This window comes from Pseudomonas sp. B111 (assembly GCF_026428275.1).
In the GTDB taxonomy this organism is placed as follows: Bacteria; Pseudomonadota; Gammaproteobacteria; order Pseudomonadales; family Pseudomonadaceae; genus Pseudomonas; species Pseudomonas aeruginosa.
In genome coordinates this window covers 5,407,140-5,427,272 of sequence record NZ_CP097857.1, presented here as the reverse complement: position 1 = coordinate 5,427,272, position 20,133 = coordinate 5,407,140, and the positions used below count along the sequence as shown (strand labels likewise).

Below are 20,133 nucleotides of genomic sequence, written 5' to 3'. Positions count from 1 at the left end.
CGCTCAGGGCGCCGCCGGCGATGTCGGTGCGCTGTCGCCGGGCAGCAGTTGCGGCGATTCCCGCTGCAGCTTGTCGCGCATCATCTCCAACTGTCCAAGGGCGGCGCGAGCCTCGTCGATTTCCTCGGCGCTGCGCTCGCCACCCTGTTCGGCCGCCTCGATCCGCGCGCGGATTTCCGGTATCTGCTGTACGCCGCTGGTGTAGGCCTGTACCAGTTCGCGGGTCTGTCGTTCCTCGAAGGCCTGGTACTGCTTCGGATCGGCCAGCTCCTGAGCCGTCGCGCCCTGGCGTGGTTGCAGGCCGCCGAGCGGCGGGCTGCGCGGGTCGCCCTCGTCGCGCAGCATCTGCATGAACTGGATCGCCTGCTCGCGATCCAGTTCCGCCGCCGGCGGCTCCGCCTCGTACGCCGGTGCCACCGCTTGCGATCGTACCGGCGCCAGCGGCGGCGGACGGTCGTCGACCGCGGGCAGCGCCGCAACCGTCCTGGCTGGCGGCGGAGAAGACGAGGAAGCGGCCATATCGGCGGGCGCCAGCAACACGCCGGCGCAGGCCAGGGCGATCGCCAGCCCGCTGCAGCCGAGGGCAACGCCGAGCCAGCGCTTCACAGGCCTTCCACCCTGGCGCCGGCCAGCAGGTTGCGCAGGCGCGTCTCGAACTGTGCTGCCAGTTGCTCGCGCGCCACCGCCTGGTTCACCTCGAAGCGCACGCTGCGGTCGTCGAGGGGCAACTGGCGATCCTCGCGGCTACGCACCCGGACGATCTCGAACGCGCCGTCGATGCGCATCGGCTGGGAAACCGTATCGGCCTTCTGGATCAGCGCAGTCTTGCGCAGCAGGTCGAGCCGGCCGTCCTGGGGCCGTATCAGGCCTAGGTCGCCGGGCGGGTCGCGGTCCCTGTCGTCGGCCAGGGAATAGCGGCGTACCGCCTCGTCGAAGGCCAGGCCGTTGCGCAACTCGGCGTAGACCTTGTCCGCGCTCGCCTGGTCGGCCAGGCGGATATGCGCCGCCTGCACCTGCGCGACGTTGCGGTAACGCTCCAGGTTGCGCCGATAGTAGGCCTCGGCGTCCTTGTCGCTGACCTTGCCGGCGAGTTCCCGCAGCGCATCGGACTCATGGTGGAAATCACTGTAGAGGCCGATCTGGTGCAGATAGCGATGGCGCACCAGCTTGTCCCGCACCAGGGTCCTCACGCCCTGCCGCTCTGCCGGGCCGAAGCCGTCCCGGGCCAGGCGGTACCAGAGGTAGTCGCGGCGGATGCGGGTCTGGACCTGGCGCGCCAGGTAGGCGAGGTTGCCCTGTTGCAATTCGACCTGGCCCTGGACGTTGTCGCCTTCGTACAGCGATAGCAGGTCGAGGACCTGTGCCGGCTGGCCGGGAAACTGCCAGCCGATCAGCTCGACCCCGGCCGCCTCGCGGCGCTGCGTCTCGTCCAGCAGCAGGCTGTTTTCCACCAGGCCGCGGCTCCTCGGCGCCAGCACCTCGCGCAAACGCTCCGCGCTCAGGGCCCGGGGCTGGCGCAGGTATGGCCCGAGGTCCTCGCGGTAGCGCCTGCCGTATACCTGTTCGAGCAGGTTGCCGGCCTCGATCTCCACGCTGGCGTCGAGATCGGCGCGGCTCTGCGCGGTGAGCTGGTCTTCCACCGCGCGTGCCAGCAGGCGGTTTTCCACCAGGCCACGGCGCAACTGCTGCGGGTCGGTGTTGAACTTGACCCGCGACAAGGCCTGCTCGAGCAGGTCGACGCTTTTCCCCGGCAGCACCTCGCCGTCGATCCGCAGATCCTGCGGCGCCTTGGCGGGGACGCCATGGGCGCTCCACGCCAGCAGCCCGAAGGCGACCCCGCACAGTGCGCGACGCCAGCCCCGAGCGCGGTCAGAGAGCAGTCTGTGCATCGAAGCTGTTGGCGCCCTTGGTCAGTACGGTGACGGTCAGGGCGATGGACTCGGGAATCAGCTCCTTCGCCACCCGCAGGCGCGTCTCGTAGCTGGTGTCGTAGAGCGGCTCGGGACGCGCGTAGGCGACCTGGCCGGTCTGGGTGAGCAGGTCGCGGATGCTCTTGCTCGGATCGTAGCGCCCCACCAGGTTGGCCACCGCCGCCGGGTCGTTGAGCTTCTCGCTGGCGTAGTGGTCGTCGACCCAGCCTTCCCAGCTGGAATGGCCGTTGGCCGAGGTGATCCACACATGGTGCGGCTGGGCCACGTCGCCGGTGGCGTGCAGGGCATAGCCGATGGTTTGCAGCGAAGGCGCGGCGCGGAACTGCTCGAACCAGTAGGTGGCGAGGTTGTCGATCGGCTGGAAGGCGGCGGTCTGGAAGTCGCCGTAGTGCTCCTGCCAGTCCGAGCGGGTGCCCTGGCGGTAGTGCGCCTCGGTGGTGTCGAAGTCCTCGCGCTTCAGCTCGCGGTTGTAGAGATAGACCATGGCGTACCAGTCGACGTCGGCGATGCCGCCGTCGACCTTGTGGTAGCGGTAGTCGTAGCCGCCGTGGGGGTTGCCATGGGAGTCGCCGTCGCGGGCCAGGTTGAGGAAGTGCCAGTACGAGGTGTAGTTGACGATGCCCGAAGCCGCGCCCCACAGCGGCGCGTGTTCGTAGCCGACCCACCAGCCCCCGAGACGGGTGTCCTTGAAGTCGTCCACGTCGAAGGCCGCCTGGCCGAGGATCTCCCCGGCCTGCGCCTCGCTGCCGGCGGCGCTCACGTAGAACCGGTAGGCCTGACGCATCTCCTCGGTGGCGTAGGAGGAGTTCATGAAGGCCAGGGCGTCCTTGACGATGTTCTTGTGGGTCGGTTGCGACCAGGCGTTGGCCTGGCTGGCGATGGCGCAGATGCAGAGACCGGCGGCCAGGCGGGCGAAGGTTTTCATCGGCAGCGCTCGAGAGTGAGTGAAGCCTGAAGTCTTAACCCGGTTTTGTGATTCCTACATGTCAGATGGAAACCGATTTGAGACGTACGTCTCAAATGCGGCCTGACAACTCAGACAGTTGCCAATTGCCGGCGCAGCGTCTCCAACACCGGCGCCGAGGCAGGACGCACGCCACGCCAGAGGAAGAATGCCTCGGCGGCCTGCTCCACCAGCATGCCCAGGCCATCCAGGGTACGCGCCGCACCGCGTTCGGCGGCCCAGCGGTTGAAGGCGGTCGGTTCCTTGGCATACATCATGTCGTAGCAGACGGTACGGCCGGGCTCGATCACGCTCTGCGCCAGCGGCGGCACGTCGCCGGCAAGACTGGCCGAGGTGCCGTTGACGACCAGGTCGAAAGGCCCTTCGACCTCGGCGAAACCGCAGCCGCGCACCGCGCCGAGATCGGCGAATCGCTCGGCCAGGTCCACGGCCTTCCGCGCCGTGCGGTTGGCGATCAGCAACTCCGCCGGGCACTCGCCGAGGAAGGGTTCGAGCACCCCGCGCACCGCACCGCCGGCGCCGAGCAGGAGAACCCGCTTGCCGCGCAGCTCGACCCCGGCGTTCGCCGTCAGGTCCCGCAGCAAGCCCGCGCCGTCGGTGTTGTCGCCGCGCAGGCGACCGTCGGCCAGGCGGATCAGGGTGTTCACCGCCCCGGCCCGGGTGGCCCGCTCGCTCAATTCGTCCACCAGACGATAGGCCTCTTCCTTGAACGGCACGGTGACATTGGCGCCCTTGCCCTGCTCGAAGAAGCGCCGGGCGAACCCGGGGAAATCGTCCAGCGGCGCCAGCTGCGCGTCATAGACCAGCGCCTCGCCGGTCTGCTCGGCGAACAGGCGGTGGATCAGCGGCGACTTGCTGTGGCCGATGGGGTTGCCGAATACGCAGTAGCGGTCCATGGGTCGTTCCTTTGCCGGGGTGGGACGGGACGAGCGGACTCGTCCCCTGCGGGCGGGTCAGGGCTGGCCGGCGAGCCAATCGCGGTCGGCGAGGAAATACTCGGTCAGGCGCGCTTCCTCGCTGCCCGGCTCGGGTTTCCAGTCATAGCCCCAGCGCACCTGCGGCGGCAACGACATCAGGATCGATTCGGTACGGCCGCCGGACTGCAGGCCGAACAGGGTGCCACGATCGAAGACCAGGTTGAACTCCACGTAGCGACCGCGACGATAGGCCTGGAACTCTCGCTGCCGTTCATCGAATGGCGTGTGCTTGCGGCGCTGGACGATCGGCAGGTAGGCGTCGATATAGGCGTCGCCGATAGCGCGGATGAAGGCGAAGCAGGTGTCGAAGTCCCACTGGTTGAGGTCGTCGAAGAACAGGCCGCCGATGCCGCGCGGCTCGTTGCGGTGCTTGAGATGGAAGTAGCGGTCGCACCATTCCTTGTAGCGCGGGTAGACGTCCGCGCCGAACGGCGCGCAGGCGTCGCGAGCGACCCGGTGCCAATGCACGCAGTCTTCCTCGTGGGCGTAGTAGGGGGTCAGGTCGAAGCCGCCGCCGAACCACCAGACCGGCTCCTCGCCTTCCTTCTCGGCGCAGAAGAAACGCACGTTGGCATGGGAAGTCGGCACGTGGGGGTTTTCCGGATGGATCACCAGCGACACGCCGAGCGCCTGGAAACCGCGCCCGGCCAGTTCCGGCCGATGGGCGCTGGCCGAGGGCGGCAGGCTATCGCCGAAGACGTGGGAAAAATTCACCCCGCCCTTCTCGATCAATGCGCCGTCGCCGATTACCCGCGTCCGTCCGCCGCCACCGGCCGGACGCTCCCAGGCGTCCTCGGCGAAGCGGGCCTTGCCGTCCTCCGCCTCGAGGGCGGCGCAGATGCGGTCTTGCAGGTCGAGCAGGTAGGTTTTGACAGCGGCGATACGGTCGGTCACGGAGTTCACCTTGGAGCGGGGAGGCCGCGCGGGGCGCGGGCTGGCGACGAAACGAGGGCGCAAGCATACCACCCTGGATGGGTAGCCGGCGCTTGACGGCCGTCAAGGGGAAGGCTTGGATGAAGGCCTTTACCCAGGGTCGCCCACCCGGCGCGACCGTCCGAAACCCTGACGAAGCAGGAGTTCCAGCATGGCCAAGCGCATCCAGTTCGCTGCCTACGGCGGCCCCGAAGTCCTCGAATACCGCGACTACCAACCCGCCGAGCCGGGCCCCCGGGAAGTCCGCGTGCGTAATCGCGCCATCGGCCTGAACTTCATCGACACCTACTACCGTAGCGGCCTCTATCCAGCCCCCGGCTTCCCTTCGGGGCTGGGTAGCGAAGGTGCCGGCGAGGTCGAGGCGGTGGGCAGCGAAGTGACCCGTTTCAAGGTCGGCGACCGCGTCGCCTACGCCACCGGCCCGCTGGGCGCCTACAGCGAACTGCATGTGCTGGCGGAGGAGAAGCTGGTCCACCTGCCCGACGGCATCGACTTCGAACAGGCCGCCGCGGTGATGCTCAAGGGGCTCACCACCCAATACCTGCTGCGCCAGACCTACGAACTGCGGGGCGGCGAAACCATTCTCTTCCATGCCGCCGCGGGCGGCGTGGGCCTGTTCGCCTGCCAATGGGCCAAGGCCCTTGGAGTGCAACTGATCGGCACCGTCAGCTCGCCGGAAAAGGCGCGCCTGGCCAGGCAGCACGGTGCCTGGGAGACCATCGACTACAGCCACGAGAACGTGGCGCGGCGGGTGCTCGAACTGACCGACGGGAAGAAGTGCCCGGTGGTCTACGACTCGGTGGGCAAGGATACCTGGGAAACCTCGCTGGACTGCGTGGCGCCGCGCGGCTTGCTGGTCAGCTTCGGCAACGCCTCGGGGCCGGTGACCGGGGTCAACCTCGGCATCCTCTCGCAGAAGGGTTCGCTGTACGTGACCCGGCCGACCCTGGGCAGCTACGCCGATACCCCGGAAAAACTCCAGGCGATGGCCGACGAGCTGTTCGGCCTGATCGAGCGCGGTGACATCCGCATCGAGATCAACCAGCGCTTCGCCCTGGCCGAAGCAGCCAGGGCGCATACCGAACTGGCCGCACGGCGAACCACCGGCTCGACCGTACTGTTGCCCTGAAGCGCGTACTCAGGCCGGGCGGATGACCTGCCCGGTCACCAGGTCGCGGATCAGGCTGGGGTTGCGGCGCCCGCCAAGGGCGCCGCCGAGGATAGCGTCCAGCTCGTCGTGGAAGTATTGCTCCACCCGCAGCCGCGTGCGCGCCGCCGGGCGCCCGGCCGGATTGGCCGAGGTGGAGATCAGCGGACCGGTGAGATGGCACAGTTCCTGTACCAGGGGGTGGTCGGTGACCCGCACGGCGACGCTGTCATGGACGCCGGTGACCCACTCCGGCAGGCGCTCCTGGTGCGGCACCAGCCAGGTGTTCGGCCCCGGCCAGGTACCGGCCAGGCGGTCCAGCCAGACGTCCGGCAGGTCTTCGAGAAGGAAGTCGAGCTGGTGGATGTTCGCCGCCACCACGATCAGGCCCTTTTCCACCGGCCGCGCCTTCAGCGCCAGCAGGCGATACACCGCATCCTCGTTCCACGGGTCGCAGCCGAGCCCCCATACCGCCTCGGTGGGATAGGCGATCACGCCGCCCTCGCGGACGACCCGGGCGGCGCATTGCGCACGAAAGCTGCTGATCATCGACTCACTCCAGCGGACAGGGTGCGCGAAGTGTACGGTTTCAGCCGGAGCGATGCACCCAGGTGCCGGCCTCGCAGGCGACCCGGCCGTCGAGTTCCAGTTCGCTGAGCGTCGCCAGCACGTCGGGCAGCGTCATGCCGCTGGCGGCAGCCAGGCCTTCGCTGGTGTAGGGCGCGGCGCGCAGCAGCGCCAGCAAAGGGTGGGGCAGGGGCTGCGCCGGCGCTTCCGCTGGCTCCGCCTGCGCCCAGCCGCGCAGTGCTTCGAGCACGTGCCCGACGCTTTCCACCAGCAGCGCGCCATCGCGAATCAGTTGGTGGCAGCCACGTGCGCCGGGATGGTGGATGGAACCCGGAATGGCGTACACCTCGCGACCCTGTTCCGCCGCCAGCCGCGCGGTGATCAGCGAGCCGCTGGCGGGACTTGCCTCGACCACCAGCACACCCAGCGAGAGTCCGCTGATGATGCGGTTGCGCCGGGGAAAGTTTGCCGGCAGCGGCGGACTGTCCAGCGGCAGCTCCGAGACCAGCGCGCCGCCACCCTCGACGATGCGCCGCGCCAGCGCCTCGTGGCGCCGCGGATAGAGCCTGCGCAGGCCGGTGCCGAGGACTGCCACGGTCGCGCCGCCAACCTCCAGCGCGCCCTCGTGGGCGGCGCCATCGATTCCCAGGGCCAGCCCGCTGGTGATGGCGAAGCCGCCCTGCGCCAGGCTGCGCGCAAAGCTCCGGGCGGTGCCCAGCCCGGCGGGGCTGGCGCGGCGGCTGCCGACCATCGCCAGTTGCGGCCGTTCCAGAGTCTCCGGAGCGCCTTCGACGTACAGCAGCGGCGGGGCATCGGCAACTTCGGCGAGCAGTGCCGGGTATCCCGGGTCGTCCCACATCAGCAGCTGCCTACGCGGACCTTCCAGCCAGCGCAGGGCTTCACTCGCCGCTTCCCGCACCGCCGGGCTGCGCCGCGCGGCGGCGGCCTCGGCAGGCACTCCCAGGGTGCGCCAGGCACCGGCTGGCGCGGCAAGCGCGGAAGAGGCCGAACCGAAGGCCTCGATCAAGCGCAGGAAGCGCATGGGTCCCAGTTCGGGCAGGCCATGCAGGCGCAGCCGTGCTTCCAGTTCGGCTGGAGAATGGTTCTTCATCGCGACTCATCCATAGCAGGCAGGTCCATCGCTGACAGGAAGAGGGGAAGGGTCCGGCTTCCATCCTGGAAACCGTCGTATGAAATTTCCTTCCCCCAGAAACGCGAAACCCCCGCCGAGGCGGGGGTTTCGAGTCAGGGATTCTGCACCCTGTCGGTTACCGAGAGCGGCCTGCTGGCCATCAGAACCAGGGCGTAGCTCAGCTTCTTGTAGGTACGGAACACCATCAGCAGGCCGGCGCGTTCGTCGGGAATCTTCACCGACTCACCGGTAACGCGGTCGCGCACCGTCTCGCCGACCTTGTAGATCGCCAGCACGTTGCCCTCGGCCAGCCCGTCGCGCTGGCCACGGTTCAGGGTGACCACGTCGAACTGGCCGATCTGGGTCACGCCACGCGGTACGTCGATGATTTCGCCCTTCACCTCGCGGCTCGGCTCGCCGGGCATGAAGGTGGAATTCACCGCACGCTCCTCGGTGGGGAACAGGCGGTCGCCCAGGCGCACTTCCTGGGTGGTGCGGGTCAGCGCCAGGGTCGCGACGTCGCCTTCGGTGGCTACCACCTCGCCGCCGCCGATGTCGTCGGCGTTGATGCCGAGGACTTCCTTGGTCTTCGGATCGATGTAGACCTTGCCCTGGCGGAAGATGCCATAGGCCGGCTGGCCGTCGGCGAACTTGCCGCGGGCGTAGATGCGGTCGCCGGTGCCGCTGACGATCCGCTCGGCGTTGCCGGCGACGATGTACGGCGCGCTGGTGAAGGTCTTCTCGTCATCGACGATGCGGTTGGCCAGCAGGAAGCTGTTGATCTTGTCCAGCGGGATGGTCGGGATGGCCTCGGCGATCGGCGTGCTGCGGATCTTCGGCGACAGCTTGATGGTCCCGCGCGATTCGCCACGGTTCAGCACCAGGCGCGGCTGGCCATCGACGTAGACCAGGCTGAGGGTGTCGCCGGGGTAGATCAGGTGGGGATTCTGGATCTGCGGGTTGGCGTGCCAGAGTTCCGGCCACTTCCATGGCTGGCGGAGGAATTTCCCCGAGATGTCCCACAGGGTATCGCCCCTGACCACCGTGTAGCGGTCCGGATGCCCTTCCCTGAGGTCGACCTGGGCCTGCGCCAGACCGCTCGCGGCAAGGAGCAGAAGGGCGACTAGTGATTTCCTCATGCAGTGAATCCCTTTATCATGTCGACATACGCGAAACGCCCGAAGCCCGCGAGAAACGCGGTCTGAAGCCGTTTTCAAGCTGCGCGCCATCTTAGCAGCGGATTTTCAATCGATTCCACAAGTGCATCACAAACGCATATGGCCATCCTGAACATTCTCGAATTCCCCGATCCGCGCCTGCGGACCATCGCCAAACCGGTGGAGGTGGTCGACGACGCGGTGCGCCAGCTGATCGACGACATGTTCGAAACCATGTACGAAGCCCCGGGCATCGGCCTCGCCGCGACCCAGGTGAACGTGCACAAGCGCATCGTGGTCATGGACCTCAGCGAAGACAAGTCCGAGCCGAGGGTATTCATCAACCCCGAGTTCGAACCGCTGACCGAGGAAATGGACCAGTACCAGGAAGGCTGCCTGTCGGTACCCGGCTTCTACGAGAACGTGGACCGACCGCAGAAGGTCCGGATCAAGGCCCTCGACCGCGACGGCAACCCCTTCGAGGAAGTCGCCGAAGGCCTGCTGGCGGTATGCATCCAGCACGAATGCGACCACCTCAACGGCAAGCTGTTCGTCGACTACCTGTCCACCCTCAAGCGCGACCGCATCCGCAAGAAGCTGGAAAAGCAGCATCGACAGCAGGCGTGACCCCATCCCCCAAAGGCTTGCCCCGGCAAGCCTTTTTCTTTTAGCGAGCCCCGCATGAGCCAAGCATTGCGCATCGTCTTCGCCGGAACCCCGGAATTCGCCGCCGAGCATCTCAAGGCCCTGCTCGACACCCCACATCGGATCGTCGCCGTCTACACCCAGCCCGACCGGCCGGCCGGCCGCGGGCAGAAACTGATGCCCAGCGCGGTGAAGAGCCTGGCCCTGGAGCATGGCCTGCCGGTCATGCAGCCGCAGAGCCTGCGCAATGCCGAGGCCCAGGCGGAGCTGGCGGCGCTGCGCGCGGACCTGATGGTGGTGGTCGCCTATGGCCTGATCCTGCCCCAGGCGGTACTCGATATCCCGCGCCTGGGCTGCATCAACAGCCACGCCTCGCTACTGCCGCGCTGGCGCGGCGCCGCGCCGATCCAGCGCGCGGTGGAAGCCGGCGACGCAGAGAGCGGCGTCACCGTGATGCAGATGGAAGCAGGGCTCGACACCGGCCCGATGCTGCTCAAGGTGAGCACGCCGATTTCCGCCGCGGACACCGGCGGCAGCCTGCACGACCGGCTCGCCGCGCTCGGCCCGAAAGCGGTGGTCGAAGCCATCGCCGGCCTGGCCGCCGGCACCCTGCATGGCGAGGTCCAGGACGACGCCCTGGCCACCTACGCGCACAAGCTGAACAAGGACGAGGCACGCCTCGACTGGAGCCGTCCGGCCGTCGAACTGGAGCGCCAGGTCCGCGCCTTCACCCCCTGGCCGGTCTGCCACACCAGCCTCGCCGATGCGCCGCTGAAAGTCCTCGGCGCCAGCCTGGGGCAGGGCAGCGGGGCGCCCGGAACCATCCTCGAGGCCAGCCGCGACGGCCTGCTGGTCGCCTGCGGCGAAGGCGCCCTGCGCCTGACCCGCCTGCAAGTGCCGGGCGGCAAGCCACTGGCCTTCGCCGACCTCTACAACAGCCGTCGCGAGCAATTCGCCACCGGCCAGGTGCTCGGCCAATGAACCCGCGTCTCGCCGCCTGCCAGGCGCTGGCCGCGGTGCTCGCCGGACGCGCCTCGCTGTCTGGCGCGTTGCCGCCGCAACTGGACAAGGTCGCCCCGCGCGATCGCGGCCTGACCCAGGAGCTGGCCTTCGGCGCGGCACGCTGGCAACCGCGCCTGCAGGCCCTGGCCGCGCGCCTGTTGCAGAAGCCGTTCAAGGCCGCCGACACCGATATCCACGCCCTGTTGCTGATCGGCCTCTACCAGTTGCTCTACACGCGGATTCCGCCGCACGCCGCGATCGGCGAGACCGTCGGCTGCGCCGACAAGCTGAAGAAGGGCTGGGCCAAGGGCGTGCTCAACGCCGTGCTGCGCCGCGCGCAGCGCGAAGGCGAGACGCTGCTGGCCGAGGTCGACCGCGATCCCTCGGCGCGCCTGGGCCATCCGCGCTGGCTGCTGAAAGCGCTCAAGCAGGCCTGGCCGGAGCAACTCGACACGCTCTGCGCGGCGAACAACGCACACCCGCCGATGACCTTGCGGGTCAATCGGCGCCACGGCGAGCGCGATGCCTACCTGGCCGAACTCGCCGAAGCCGGGATCGAGGCCCGCGCCTGCGACTACAGCCGCGACGGCATCCAGCTCGCCGCGCCGCGCGACGTACGCGAACTACCGGGCTTCGCGGAGGGCCGCGTCAGCGTCCAGGACGAAGCCGCGCAACTGGCCGCCGAGCTGCTCGAAAGCGCGCCCGGCCAGCGTGTCCTCGACGCCTGCTGTGCGCCTGGCGGCAAGACCTGCCACCTGCTGGAAACCCAGCCGGGACTGGCCGAAGTGGTCGCCGTCGACCTCGAGGAGAGCCGCCTGGTAAGGGTTCGGGAAAACCTCCAGCGGCTCGGCCTGCAAGCCAGCCTGGTCGCCGCCGACGCCAGGGCCACCGGGGAGTGGTGGGACGGCAAGCCGTTCCAGCGCATCCTCCTCGACGCGCCGTGCTCGGCCACCGGGGTGATCCGCCGCCACCCGGACATCAAGCTGGCGCGCAAGCCGGAAGACATCGCCGCCCTGGCGCACCTGCAAGGTGAATTGCTCGACGCACTGTGGCCTACCCTGGAAGTCGGCGGCGTGCTGCTCTATGCCACCTGTTCGGTGATGCCGGCAGAAAACAGCGACAGCATCGCCGCCTTCCTTGCCCGTACGCCCGGCGCCCGCGAACTGGACCTTCCCGGCCCCTGGGGCATGAAACAGCCCCACGGCCGCCAGTTGTTGCCGCAGGTGGAAGGCCACGATGGCTTCTACTATGCCAAGCTGATCAAGATATCCGCCCGTTGATCGAAACCTGACGAGCCGTTCCTGCCATGAAAATCATCATCCTAGGTGCCGGCCAGGTCGGCGGCACACTGGCCGAGCACCTGGCCAGCGAAGCCAACGACATCACCGTGGTCGACACCGACGGCGACCGCCTGCGCGACCTCGGCGACCGCCTCGACATCCGCACCGTGCAAGGCAAGGCCTCGTTCCCCACGGTGCTGCGCCAGGCCGGCGCCGACGACGCCGACATGCTGGTGGCGGTGACCAATAGCGACGAGACCAACATGGTCGCCTGCCAGGTCGCCTACACCCTGTTCAACACCCCGACCAAGATCGCCCGCGTCCGCGAGCCGGCCTACCTGACCCGTACCGGCCTGTTCGACAACGAGGCGATCCCGGTGGACGTGCTGATCAGTCCGGAGCAGGTGGTCACCAACTACATCAAGCGCCTGATCGAACATCCCGGCGCGTTGCAGGTGATCGACTTCGCCGAAGGCAAGGCGCAACTGGTCGGGATCAAGGCCTACTACGGCGGCCCTCTGGTAGGGCAGGAGCTGCGCCAGTTGCGCGAGCACATGCCGAACGTGGATACCCGCGTCGCCGCGATCTACCGCCGCAACCGGCCGATCATTCCCCAGGGCGACACGGTGATCGAGGCCGACGACGAAGTCTTCTTCATCGCCGCCAAGGCCCATATCCGCGCGGTAATGGGCGAGATGCGCAGGCTCGACGACAGCTACAAGCGGATCATCATCGCCGGCGGCGGCAATGTCGGCGAGCGCCTGGCCGAGGCCATCGAGAGCCGCTACCAGGTGAAGATCATCGAGCGCAGCCCGCTGCGCTGCCGGCACCTCTCGGATACCCTGGACAGCACCATCGTGCTCAACGGCAGCGCTTCCGACCGCGACCTGCTGCTGGAGGAGAACATCGGCGAGACCGACGTGTTCCTCGCCCTGACCAACGACGACGAGGCCAACATCATGTCCTCGCTGCTGGCCAAGCGGCTCGGCGCGAGCAAGGTGATGACCCTGATCAACAACCCGGCCTATGTCGACCTGGTGCAAGGCGGCGAGATCGACATCGCCATCAGCCCGCAACTGGCGACCATCGGCACCCTGTTGGCCCACGTTCGCCGCGGCGACATCGAGAGCGTACACTCGCTGCGCCGCGGCGCAGCCGAAGCGATCGAGGTGGTGGCCCATGGCGACGCCAAGTCGAGCAAGGTGATCGGTCGCTCGATCAACGAGATCAAGCTGCCGCCGGGCACCACCATCGGCGCGCTGGTGCGCGACGAGGAAGTGCTGATCGCCCACGGCGACACCCACATCGAGAGCGGCGACCACGTGCTGCTGTTCCTGGTCGACAAGAAATACATCCGCGACGTCGAACGACTGTTCCAGGCCGGCCTGACGTTCTTCTGAGGCACGCCCTATCGCGAACGGCGATAGGGCTTCGGCCTACGAACACGAAGGGGCCGCGTGCCTTCTTCGCAACGGCCGAAGCCCCTGTTCCGTGCAAAGCCTGGCCGGAGCCGGGCACAATAGCCGACATCGTTGGAAGAGGGCAGGGTGATGATCGAAGGTCTGGAAAAGATGCTGGCCAAAGGCGTAGACAATGCGCTGCTGCGCTTCGGCCTGGGCAAGGGCTACCTGGACGCGGGCGACGCCGAACGCGCGACGGAACACCTCCAGCGTTGCGTAGAGCAGGACCCGAAGTATTCCGCTGGCTGGAAACTGCTGGGCAAGGCGCGCCAGGCTGCCGGCGATCTCGCGGGCGCCCGGCAGGCCTGGGAGCAAGGCCTGGCAGCTGCCGCGACGCATGGCGACAAGCAGGCCGAAAAGGAAATGACGGTGTTCCTGCGCAAGCTCGACAGGGCGAGAACCTGAGCGTCCGGCCGAGGCTCCCGCTTCCCCGGCCAGGACGGAGTACAGCGCGTTCTCTCCACCCGTAGGCCGGAGTCCCGGCAGACGGGTCGGGCGTCCTCATCGAGCGCTGGCAGAACGGTTCGAGCACGCCCCGACGACACTTTTACAAAGACCTGTTCCACACATTCGTAGGCAACTTCTGTCAACGATGTAGCCTGCATCCCGAACGCCCAACACCCCTTGAGCGACCGCTGCCGGCCCTCTAGCTTCGACTCATCGCTTCGGTCCAAGCCCGAACGCGACACCTGACTTCAACTACTTTTCCGGAGCCAACATGTCGAAGCACGAGCGTTCAGTCCCGTCCTATGTCGAATACCCATACGAGCAAGCGATTCTCTACGTTCACCGGAACGCCTCCGCCAATGAGATGCTCGAATCCGTACAGGAGCGCCTGAGGGCTCTCCTCGGTCTCCTCCAGGCCTTGGAAAGGATCGAAGTGCGGACAGGGCAGGGCGTTCCCATTCAGCGCGTGGCGCACATCCTGGTCACGCTCGGCGGCGATGCCCTGACGCTGCTCACGGCCGCGCACCGGGCTACCACCTCCTGAACGAAGAAGGGCGCAACGGTCACGGCCGTTGCGCCCTTCCTCCAGACTGCCTCGATGAGCCTCAAGCGTTGCTCTGCGGCCGCCCCGGCAGCATCTTCAGGATGCCGTTGAGTAGCATGCCGTAGAGCGGCACGAACAGCAGAAGGCTGATGCTCAGCTTCACTCCGTAGTCCACCGTGGCGATTTCCACCCAGTGCTGCGCCATGAACGGATTGTCGCTGCGCCAGAACGCCACGAAGAAGAAGGTGAAGGTGTCCAGCAGGTTGCCGAGGATGGTCGAGGCGACTGGCGCGGTCCACCAGTGCCGGGAACGACGGAGGCGGTCGAATACCTGGATGTCGAGGATCTGCCCGAGCACATAGGCGAGGAAGCTTGCCAGGGAGATCCGTGCGACGAAGGTGTTGAACTCGAGCAGCGCGGAGAAGCCACGGAACGCCGCTTCCTGGAACAACACCGAGACCACGTAGGAGGCGATCAACGCCGGGATCATGACCCGGGCGATGACCAGCCGGGCAGGGCCCTTGCCCAGCAGGCGCACGGTGAGGTCGGTAGCCAGGAAGATGAACGGAAAGCTGAAGGCGCCCCAGGTGGTGTGCCAGCCAAACAGGGTGATCGGCAACTGCACCAGGTAGTTGCTGGCGATGATGATGAAGATGTGGAAGGCGATCAGGCCGGCCAGGGTGCCGCGCCAGGCCGCCGGAGAAGAAGCTGACATGTACTGTCCTTTTTGCGCGATGGGGTGAGGGAACCCATGCCCGGCACCATGCCGAGCGGCGCGCATTCTAGCCGATAACCGGCAGCGGTTTCGCCCACTCTGTGATCAGTGGCTCATGCCTGGGGTTCCACGTGGAACATCACCGTTCAGGCTTCGCTGAGAAAGCGCAGGCCGACGCCTTCCGCATCGACTCGCACGACTTCCATCTGCAGGATCGGCGCGTCGATCGGCAGATCCTGTACCTGGCCAGTAACGACACTGCCTGTTGGGAGCTGGGTCAGATCCGGGTGTTTGACATAGACCCCGGTGTCGGAGAGGTCGCGGGTCTGCGCCATCAGCTCGCCAAATAACGGGTGACTGATACGGATTCGGCACTTGAGCGGGGTTCGTGGGTATTGTCGTTGATTATCCATCGAGTCCCTCGGGACCTGCGGAGGAGGCGGCAGAGCTGAGCATAGTACCCGGATATGAAAAAGGCGTCTTCCGACGCCCTTTCCTCAGTACCATTTTTTCTCGCCATCCGGGCGGTTCTTGAAGCGCTTCATGCTCCACATGTACTGGCTGGGATAGGCTCGTACATACTTCGCCAACTCGCGGCTCATGGCTGCTACAGACACTTCCAGGTCCTTGTCGTACATGTCCGCCGGAGCCGCTTCGAGGATCACCTTGTAACCGCTACCATCGGGCAGGCGCACCGCATGGAAGAACACTCCACGCGCCTTGCCGCGTGAAAGCAACTGCGGGACGAACTTGCTGATCAATGCAGTGGTGCCCAGGTAGGGCACGAAGAGCCCAGCGGTACGCGCGGGCTCGGGGTCGGCGGGAATCCCTACGCAACCGCCTTTCTTCACTTCCTTGATGACGCTGAGGATACCCTCCGGAGTGGAAGGTGCGACGCGGTTGCCCAATTGCACGCGTTGCTTCTTCAGCAATTCGTCGACTGCCTTCAGCTTGGGCGGACGATAGAAGATGATCGGCTTGGCGTAGGAGCAATAGAAGTGGTTGAGTACTTCCCAGTTTCCCAGGTGACTGGTAATGCCGACCAGGCCATCGCCGGAAGCCAGCGCTTCCTCCAGCACTTCCATGCCTTCGACCTCGCGGATGTACCTCAGCGACTTTTCAGGCGCCCAGATCCAGGCACAGGCACTTTCGGTGAGGGTACGGCCAATATCCATCAGGCTTTGTCCGACCAGCTTTTCCAGTTCGGTTTCGGACAACTCGGGGAAGCACTTGGACAGGTTGATCCGCACTACCTCGCGGGATCGATTCGGCAATTTCCACATCAGCCAGCCTATGCCGGCCCCGACGCCTTGCACGGCACGCCAGGGCAATAGCGCGAACAGGCGTAGGGCCCCCACCACCAGGGCACCTTTGAATTTCTCCACGAAACACTCCTCGCTCGACTCGAACGCGCATTGTACGCCAGGAAGAAGGGCGAGGGCGGCAGCCAAGGAAGCGGGGCGACCAGCTATGCTGCGCGCCGATGTTCCACGTGGAACATCCGAACGCATCCATCAGGGAGCGCCCGGCTAGCCGACGAGTTGGGCGTAACGGTCGCAGTCCTGGGTATGGTCCATGACCATGCCGCTGGCCTGCATGAAGGCGTAGCAGATGGTCGGCCCGACGAAGTTGAAGCCGGCCTTGCGCAGCGCCTTGCTCATGGCCTCGGCTTCCGGGGTAATCGCCGGCACCTCGGCACGACCAGCGAAATGGTTGATCTTCGGCTGGCCGCCGACGAAGGACCAGAGGAACCCAGCCGGGTCATCCAGCTCCAGCCAGGCCTGGGCGTTCTGCCGCGCAGCGTTGAGCTTGGCCCGATTGCGAATGATGCCGGGGTCGAGCATCAGTTCGTCGATCTCAGCGTCGCTCATTTGTGCCACCCGCTGCACGTCGAAGCCGAACAGCACCTCGCGGTAGCGCTCGCGCTTCTTCAGCACGGTGATCCAGGACAACCCGGCCTGGAAGCCCTCCAGCAGCAGAAGTTCGAACAGCGCGTCGGGATCGCGCTGCGGCACACCCCACTCCTCGTCGTGGTAGGCCATGTAGAGAGGATCGTCGTTGCACCAGAAGCAGCGTGGCATAAGGCTTTCCGTGGTTTTCCAGGGATCGGGGGGACGGGCGAGGCGGCGCGGGAATCGGGTATACTTCCGCGTTTTGTATCGAAGCCTCAGCACAGGTGAATTTCGTGAGCCAGACTACGCCCGCCGTGCGCACCTTCCAAGACCTGATTCTCGCCCTGCAGAACTACTGGGCCGAGCAGGGCTGCGTGGTGCTGCAGCCCTACGACATGGAAGTGGGCGCCGGCACCTTCCACACCGCCACCTTCCTCCGCGCCATCGGCCCGGAGACCTGGAACGCCGCCTACGTCCAGCCGAGCCGCCGCCCCACCGACGGCCGCTACGGCGAGAACCCCAACCGCCTGCAGCACTACTACCAGTTTCAGGTGGTCCTGAAGCCGAACCCGGAGAACTTCCAGGAGCTGTACCTCGGCTCGCTGAAAGCCATCGGCATCGACCCGCTGGTCCACGACATCCGCTTCGTCGAGGACAACTGGGAGTCGCCGACCCTCGGCGCCTGGGGCCTGGGTTGGGAAATCTGGCTGAACGGCATGGAAGTCACCCAGTTCACCTACTTCCAGCAGGTCGGCGGCATCGAGTGCTATCCGGTCACCGGCGAGATCACCTACGGCCTGGAGCGCCTGGCCATGTACCTGCAGGGCGTGGACTCGGTCTACGACCTGGTCTGGACCGACGGCCCGTTCGGCAAGGTCACCTATGGCGACGTGTTCCACCAGAACGAGGTGGAGCAATCCACTTTCAACTTCGAGCACGCCAACGTGCCGAAACTGTTCGAACTGTTCGACTTCTACGAAAGCGAAGCCAACCGCCTGATCGCGCTGGAGCTGCCGTTGCCGACCTACGAGATGGTCCTCAAGGCTTCGCATACCTTCAACCTGCTGGATGCGCGGCGCGCCATCTCGGTCACCGAGCGCCAGCGCTACATCCTTCGCGTGCGTACCCTGGCCCGCGCCGTGGCGCAGAGCTACCTGCAGGCCCGCGCGCGCCTCGGCTTCCCCATGGCCACCCCCGAATTGCGTGACGAAGTACTGGCCAAGCTGAAGGAGGCCGAATGATGAGCGCCAAGGATTTCCTGGTCGAACTGGGCACCGAAGAGCTGCCGCCAAAAGCCCTCAACAGCCTCGGCGAAGCCTTCCTCAGCGGTATCGAGAAGGGCCTCAAGGCTGCCGGTCTGAGCTATGCCGCTGCGCGTTTCTATGCGGCGCCGCGCCGTCTCGCCGTGCTGGTCGAGCAACTCGCCGTGCAGCAGCCCGACCGTACCGTCAACCTAGACGGCCCGCCGCTACAGGCCGCCTTCGACGCCAGCGGTAACCCGACCCAGGCCGCCCTGGGCTTCGCCAAGAAGTGCGGCGTGGATCTGCAGCAGATCGACAAGAGCGGTCCGAAGCTGCGCTTCAGCCAGACCATCGCCGGCCAACCGGCCGCCGGCCTGCTGCCGGGCATCGTCGAGGCCTCGTTGAACGAACTGCCAATTCCCAAGCGGATGCGCTGGGCAGCTCGCCGCGAGGAGTTCGTGCGTCCGACCCAATGGCTGGTGATGCTGTTCGGCGACGACGTGGTCGAGTCCGAGATCCTCGCCCAGAAAGCCGGGCGCGAATCCCGTGGCCACCGCTTCCACAATCCGGACAATGTGCGTATTTCCAGCCCGGCAGCGTACCTGGAAGACCTGCGCGGCGCTCATGTGCTGGCCGATTTCGCCGAGCGCCGCGAGCTGATCGCCAAGCGCGTGGCCGAACTGGCCGCCGAGCAACAGGGCAGCGCCATCGTGCCGCCGAGCCTGCTCGACGAAGTGACTGCACTGGTCGAGTGGCCGGTGCCGCTGGTCTGCTCCTTCGAGGAGCGCTTCCTCGAGGTCCCGCAGGAAGCCCTGATCACCACCATGCAGGACAACCAGAAATACTTCTGCCTGCTGGACGCCAACGGCAAGCTGCTGCCGCGCTTCATCACCGTCGCCAACGTCGAGAGCAAGGCGCCGGAGAACATCGTCAGCGGTAACGAGAAGGTGGTTCGTCCGCGCCTCACCGACGCCGAGTTCTTCTTCAAGCAGGACAAGAAGCAGCCGCTCGAAAGCTTCAACGAGCGCCTGCGCAACGTAGTGTTCCAGGCCCAGCTCGGCACCGTGTTCGAGAAGGCCCAGCGCGTCTCCGGCCTGGCCGCCTACATCGCCGAACGTATAGGCGGCAATGCGCAGAACGCCGCGCGCGCCGGCATCCTGTCCAAGTGCGACCTGGCGACCGAGATGGTCGGCGAGTTCCCCGAGATGCAGGGCATCGCCGGCTACTACTACGCCACCCACGGCGGCGAAGCGGAAGACGTCGCCCTGGCCCTCAACGAGCAGTACATGCCGCGCGGCGCCGGCGCCGAGCTACCCTCGACCCTGACCGGCGCCGCCGTGGCGGTGGCCGACAAGCTCGATACCCTGGTCGGTATCTTCGGCATCGGCATGCTTCCCACCGGCAGCAAGGACCCCTACGCGCTGCGCCGCGCTGCGCTGGGCGTGCTGCGCATCCTCATCGAGAAGCAGCTCGACCTGGACCTGGTAGCCGCGGTCAACGCCGCCGTCGAGCAATATGGCGACAAGGTCAAGGCCGCCGGCCTGGCCGAGCAGGTGCTGGACTTCGTGTTCGACCGCCTGCGCGCGCGCTACGAGGACGAAGGCGTGGACGTGGCCGTGTACCAGTCGGTGCGCGCGCTCAAGCCAAGCTCGCCGCTGGACTTCGACCAGCGCGTACAGGCCGTCCAGGCCTTCCGCCAGTTGCCTGAAGCCGAGGCCCTGGCCGCGGCGAACAAACGGGTGTCGAATATTCTCGCCAAGTCCGAGGACGAGGTTCCGCCGAACGTGGATGCCAGCCTGCTGGTGGAAGCCGCCGAGAAGGCCCTGGGCAGCGCCGTGGCGAACGCCGAGAGCGAAGTCGCGCCGCTGGCAGCGGCACGCGACTATCGCGCCGCGCTGGCCCGCCTGGCGGCCTTGCGCGAGCCGGTGGATACGTTCTTCGCCGATGTGATGGTCAATGTCGACGACGCGGCGGTGCGCGCCAACCGCTATGCGCTGCTGGCCAAGCTGCGCGGGTCGTTCCTCGGGGTGGCGGACATCTCGCTGCTCGGCTGAGCCAGTCCCGCCTCGAAGAAAAGGCCCGGCGTCCTCGCGACACCG

Annotated in this window: 21 protein-coding genes; 9 read left to right on the top strand and 12 right to left on the bottom strand. The window is 66.7% G+C overall.

Going from position 1 to position 20,133, the window contains the following annotated elements; all coding sequences use genetic code 11:
- Nucleotides 1-3 precede the first annotated feature (3 nt).
- The 5 genes from M6E97_RS25115 to hemF all read right to left on the bottom strand — a co-directional run bounded on the left by M6E97_RS25115 (nt 4) and on the right by hemF (nt 4,766).
- Nucleotides 4-606: a hypothetical protein gene (locus tag M6E97_RS25115; protein WP_003131389.1), complete on the bottom strand. Its 603-nt coding sequence runs from the start codon at nt 604-606 to the stop codon at nt 4-6.
- Nucleotides 603-1,889 (bottom strand): peptidylprolyl isomerase, encoded by a 1,287-nt coding sequence (locus M6E97_RS25110; RefSeq protein WP_003142206.1) that lies wholly within the window; start codon nt 1,887-1,889, stop codon nt 603-605. The genes M6E97_RS25115 and M6E97_RS25110 overlap by 4 nt, the downstream gene beginning before the upstream one ends.
- On the bottom strand, nt 1,870-2,856 hold the full coding sequence (locus M6E97_RS25105; protein ID WP_003097316.1) for a phospholipase: 987 nt from the start codon (nt 2,854-2,856) through the stop codon (nt 1,870-1,872). Before M6E97_RS25105 ends, M6E97_RS25110 begins: the two co-directional genes overlap by 20 nt.
- Before the next feature lie 110 nt (nt 2,857-2,966).
- Complete coding sequence (gene aroE / locus M6E97_RS25100; protein WP_003097314.1) at nt 2,967-3,791, bottom strand: shikimate dehydrogenase; 825 nt, start codon at nt 3,789-3,791, stop codon at nt 2,967-2,969.
- 57 nt (nt 3,792-3,848) lie between these two features.
- Nucleotides 3,849-4,766, bottom strand: coding sequence for an oxygen-dependent coproporphyrinogen oxidase (hemF, locus tag M6E97_RS25095; protein ID WP_003097311.1), 918 nt, complete (start codon nt 4,764-4,766; stop codon nt 3,849-3,851).
- Nucleotides 4,767-4,956: 190 nt separating this feature from the next.
- On the opposite strand from hemF, the gene M6E97_RS25090 reads away from it, so the two are divergent.
- Nucleotides 4,957-5,934: an NADPH:quinone reductase gene (locus M6E97_RS25090; RefSeq protein WP_003097303.1), complete on the top strand. Its 978-nt coding sequence runs from the start codon at nt 4,957-4,959 to the stop codon at nt 5,932-5,934.
- A 9-nt stretch (nt 5,935-5,943) separates the two neighbouring features.
- Here M6E97_RS25090 and M6E97_RS25085 read toward each other — a convergent pair whose 3' ends face one another.
- The 3 genes from M6E97_RS25085 to M6E97_RS25075 all read right to left on the bottom strand — a co-directional run bounded on the left by M6E97_RS25085 (nt 5,944) and on the right by M6E97_RS25075 (nt 8,790).
- On the bottom strand, nt 5,944-6,501 hold the full coding sequence (locus M6E97_RS25085) for an L-threonylcarbamoyladenylate synthase (RefSeq protein ID WP_003097300.1): 558 nt from the start codon (nt 6,499-6,501) through the stop codon (nt 5,944-5,946).
- Nucleotides 6,502-6,541: 40 nt separating this feature from the next.
- Nucleotides 6,542-7,630, bottom strand: a complete 1,089-nt coding sequence (gene dprA / locus M6E97_RS25080; protein ID WP_022580757.1) for a DNA-processing protein DprA — start codon at nt 7,628-7,630, stop codon at nt 6,542-6,544.
- Nucleotides 7,631-7,764: 134 nt separating this feature from the next.
- Nucleotides 7,765-8,790 carry a LysM peptidoglycan-binding domain-containing protein gene (locus tag M6E97_RS25075; RefSeq protein WP_003097294.1) on the bottom strand — a complete coding sequence of 342 codons (1,026 nt, stop codon included), beginning with the start codon at nt 8,788-8,790 and terminating at the stop codon, nt 7,765-7,767.
- Nucleotides 8,791-8,928: 138 nt separating this feature from the next.
- Between M6E97_RS25075 and def the strand changes: the two genes are divergently transcribed.
- From def to M6E97_RS25045, 6 genes are all read left to right on the top strand, one after another.
- Complete coding sequence (gene def / locus M6E97_RS25070; RefSeq protein WP_003097293.1) at nt 8,929-9,435, top strand: peptide deformylase; 507 nt, start codon at nt 8,929-8,931, stop codon at nt 9,433-9,435.
- Nucleotides 9,436-9,489: 54 nt separating this feature from the next.
- Complete coding sequence (gene fmt, locus M6E97_RS25065; protein WP_023095008.1) at nt 9,490-10,434, top strand: methionyl-tRNA formyltransferase; 945 nt, start codon at nt 9,490-9,492, stop codon at nt 10,432-10,434.
- Entirely contained in the window at nt 10,431-11,735 is a 1,305-nt protein-coding gene (rsmB, locus tag M6E97_RS25060) for a 16S rRNA (cytosine(967)-C(5))-methyltransferase RsmB (RefSeq protein ID WP_009316075.1), read from the top strand. Before fmt ends, rsmB begins: the two co-directional genes overlap by 4 nt.
- Before the next feature lie 26 nt (nt 11,736-11,761).
- Nucleotides 11,762-13,135: a Trk system potassium transporter TrkA gene (trkA, locus tag M6E97_RS25055; RefSeq protein ID WP_003111375.1), complete on the top strand. Its 1,374-nt coding sequence runs from the start codon at nt 11,762-11,764 to the stop codon at nt 13,133-13,135.
- A 147-nt stretch (nt 13,136-13,282) separates the two neighbouring features.
- Nucleotides 13,283-13,600 (top strand): tetratricopeptide repeat protein, encoded by a 318-nt coding sequence (locus M6E97_RS25050; RefSeq protein WP_003097288.1) that lies wholly within the window; start codon nt 13,283-13,285, stop codon nt 13,598-13,600.
- A gap of 313 nt (nt 13,601-13,913) precedes the next feature.
- Nucleotides 13,914-14,186 carry a hypothetical protein gene (locus M6E97_RS25045; protein WP_033938268.1) on the top strand — a complete coding sequence of 91 codons (273 nt, stop codon included), beginning with the start codon at nt 13,914-13,916 and terminating at the stop codon, nt 14,184-14,186.
- 61 nt (nt 14,187-14,247) lie between these two features.
- Here the strand turns inward: M6E97_RS25045 and M6E97_RS25040 are convergent, their stop codons facing one another.
- From M6E97_RS25040 to M6E97_RS25025, 4 genes are all read right to left on the bottom strand, one after another.
- Nucleotides 14,248-14,901 carry a 7-cyano-7-deazaguanine/7-aminomethyl-7-deazaguanine transporter gene (locus M6E97_RS25040; protein ID WP_003097286.1) on the bottom strand — a complete coding sequence of 218 codons (654 nt, stop codon included), beginning with the start codon at nt 14,899-14,901 and terminating at the stop codon, nt 14,248-14,250.
- Between the two features lie 146 nt (nt 14,902-15,047).
- Nucleotides 15,048-15,314: a PilZ domain-containing protein gene (locus tag M6E97_RS25035; protein ID WP_003114645.1), complete on the bottom strand. Its 267-nt coding sequence runs from the start codon at nt 15,312-15,314 to the stop codon at nt 15,048-15,050.
- A gap of 84 nt (nt 15,315-15,398) precedes the next feature.
- Nucleotides 15,399-16,286 carry a lysophospholipid acyltransferase gene (locus M6E97_RS25030; protein WP_003123762.1) on the bottom strand — a complete coding sequence of 296 codons (888 nt, stop codon included), beginning with the start codon at nt 16,284-16,286 and terminating at the stop codon, nt 15,399-15,401.
- 144 nt (nt 16,287-16,430) lie between these two features.
- Nucleotides 16,431-16,982 (bottom strand): DNA-3-methyladenine glycosylase I, encoded by a 552-nt coding sequence (locus M6E97_RS25025; protein ID WP_003097280.1) that lies wholly within the window; start codon nt 16,980-16,982, stop codon nt 16,431-16,433.
- Nucleotides 16,983-17,086: 104 nt separating this feature from the next.
- Here M6E97_RS25025 and glyQ point away from each other — a divergent pair, with 104 nt between their 5' ends.
- Both glyQ and glyS read left to right on the top strand, forming a co-directional pair.
- Nucleotides 17,087-18,034 carry a glycine--tRNA ligase subunit alpha gene (glyQ, locus tag M6E97_RS25020; protein WP_003097276.1) on the top strand — a complete coding sequence of 316 codons (948 nt, stop codon included), beginning with the start codon at nt 17,087-17,089 and terminating at the stop codon, nt 18,032-18,034.
- Nucleotides 18,034-20,088 (top strand): glycine--tRNA ligase subunit beta, encoded by a 2,055-nt coding sequence (gene glyS / locus M6E97_RS25015; protein ID WP_267262338.1) that lies wholly within the window; start codon nt 18,034-18,036, stop codon nt 20,086-20,088. Before glyQ ends, glyS begins: the two co-directional genes overlap by 1 nt.
- Nucleotides 20,089-20,133: the final 45 nt, after the last annotated feature.

What these genes read in the sequence shown, in the direction of transcription:
- M6E97_RS25105 (WP_003097316.1), bottom strand. Translation starts at nt 2,856, where the DNA reads ATGAAAACCTTCGCCCGCCTGGCCGCCGGTCTCTGCATCTGCGCCATC.
- fmt (WP_023095008.1), top strand. Translation starts at nt 9,490, where the DNA reads ATGAGCCAAGCATTGCGCATCGTCTTCGCCGGAACCCCGGAATTCGCC.
- glyS (WP_267262338.1), top strand. Translation starts at nt 18,034, where the DNA reads ATGAGCGCCAAGGATTTCCTGGTCGAACTGGGCACCGAAGAGCTGCCG.
- trkA (WP_003111375.1), top strand. Translation starts at nt 11,762, where the DNA reads ATGAAAATCATCATCCTAGGTGCCGGCCAGGTCGGCGGCACACTGGCC.
- aroE (WP_003097314.1), bottom strand. Translation starts at nt 3,791, where the DNA reads ATGGACCGCTACTGCGTATTCGGCAACCCCATCGGCCACAGCAAGTCG.
- M6E97_RS25075 (WP_003097294.1), bottom strand. Translation starts at nt 8,790, where the DNA reads ATGAGGAAATCACTAGTCGCCCTTCTGCTCCTTGCCGCGAGCGGTCTG.
- dprA (WP_022580757.1), bottom strand. Translation starts at nt 7,630, where the DNA reads ATGAAGAACCATTCTCCAGCCGAACTGGAAGCACGGCTGCGCCTGCAT.
- M6E97_RS25085 (WP_003097300.1), bottom strand. Translation starts at nt 6,501, where the DNA reads ATGATCAGCAGCTTTCGTGCGCAATGCGCCGCCCGGGTCGTCCGCGAG.
- rsmB (WP_009316075.1), top strand. Translation starts at nt 10,431, where the DNA reads ATGAACCCGCGTCTCGCCGCCTGCCAGGCGCTGGCCGCGGTGCTCGCC.
- M6E97_RS25090 (WP_003097303.1), top strand. Translation starts at nt 4,957, where the DNA reads ATGGCCAAGCGCATCCAGTTCGCTGCCTACGGCGGCCCCGAAGTCCTC.
- M6E97_RS25110 (WP_003142206.1), bottom strand. Translation starts at nt 1,889, where the DNA reads ATGCACAGACTGCTCTCTGACCGCGCTCGGGGCTGGCGTCGCGCACTG.
- M6E97_RS25025 (WP_003097280.1), bottom strand. Translation starts at nt 16,982, where the DNA reads ATGCCACGCTGCTTCTGGTGCAACGACGATCCTCTCTACATGGCCTAC.
- M6E97_RS25045 (WP_033938268.1), top strand. Translation starts at nt 13,914, where the DNA reads ATGTCGAAGCACGAGCGTTCAGTCCCGTCCTATGTCGAATACCCATAC.
- M6E97_RS25040 (WP_003097286.1), bottom strand. Translation starts at nt 14,901, where the DNA reads ATGTCAGCTTCTTCTCCGGCGGCCTGGCGCGGCACCCTGGCCGGCCTG.
- def (WP_003097293.1), top strand. Translation starts at nt 8,929, where the DNA reads ATGGCCATCCTGAACATTCTCGAATTCCCCGATCCGCGCCTGCGGACC.
- M6E97_RS25035 (WP_003114645.1), bottom strand. Translation starts at nt 15,314, where the DNA reads ATGGATAATCAACGACAATACCCACGAACCCCGCTCAAGTGCCGAATC.